Origin of the sequence: Heliobacterium mobile, assembly GCF_009720735.1 — a bacterium.
GTDB classification, from domain to species: Bacteria; Bacillota; Desulfitobacteriia; order Heliobacteriales; family Heliobacteriaceae; genus Heliobacterium; species Heliobacterium mobile.
Map to the genome: position 1 here is coordinate 1 of NZ_WNKU01000107.1, position 898 is coordinate 898.

Annotated in this window: 1 protein-coding gene; it reads left to right on the forward strand. The window is 39.6% G+C overall.

Annotated elements, in window-relative coordinates:
• Positions 1-56: 56 nt before the first annotated feature.
• The gene (locus GJ688_RS19970) at positions 57-815 is read left to right on the forward strand and encodes an MBL fold metallo-hydrolase (RefSeq protein ID WP_155478168.1); all 759 of its coding nucleotides are present in this window, start codon (positions 57-59) and stop codon (positions 813-815) included.
• Positions 816-898 lie beyond the last annotated feature (83 nt).

Here is an 898-nt window from a genome sequence, read left to right on the forward strand (position 1 = left end):
TTACTAAAATAGTGTAAAATACAGATACTATTGGACAATGATTGCGAGGGATTGATATGAAAATAGCCGATGGAATAGAAATGTTAAGTATCTCGGCGATGGTTCTGGGAAGGGTTAACACAATATACCCCACATTACTTTATGATAATGAAACAGTTCTACTGGTAGATACAGGATTTCCGGGTCAACTGCCATTACTTCGGGAAGCTATCGAAAAAGCTGGGATACCTTATACCAAACTTAATAAAGTAATCATCACACATCAGGACATTGACCATATCGGAAATTTAGCGGCCATTCAGAATGAGTCACCTTATCAAATAGAAGTTTTTTCTAGCGAACAAGAAAAGCCCTTTATTCAGGGTGAGAAACGACTTGTAAAAATGATGAAGCCTGAAGCTATCGAAAAAGCTGTAGAGTCGTTACCTAAAGATTTACCGGAGGAAATGCGTAAAGCATTTAAGTACACTCTCGAAAATCCTCCGAAAGGTACAATTGACCGGGTTGTAGAGGATGGCCAAATACTGCCGTATTGCGGCGGGATTACAGTGATTTTAACCCCAGGACATACACCTGGGCATGTCTGTCTATATCACCAACCAAGCAAGACGCTAATCGCTGGTGACGCCATGAACTTGATTGATGGTCAATTAACAGGTCCTAACCCTCAATACACAAATAACGTGAATGAAGCCTTTGAGTCATTAAAAAAGCTTAATATGTTTGATATCGAGAGGGTAATCTCTTACCACGGAGGATTATTTCAAGGTAATGTAAATCAGTCTATTGAGGAAATCACTAAAAATAATATTTAGTTTTACTCTGGCCCATTGCGGTGCGGCGTACTGTTTATAACAAATCCAAATCAAGCCGCTCTCAATACCCTTTCACTCGCTGC

Bases quoted from the DNA above. Each gene is read 5' to 3' on its own strand.
- GJ688_RS19970 (WP_155478168.1), top strand. From the start codon at position 57: ATGAAAATAGCCGATGGAATAGAAATGTTAAGTATCTCGGCGATGGTT.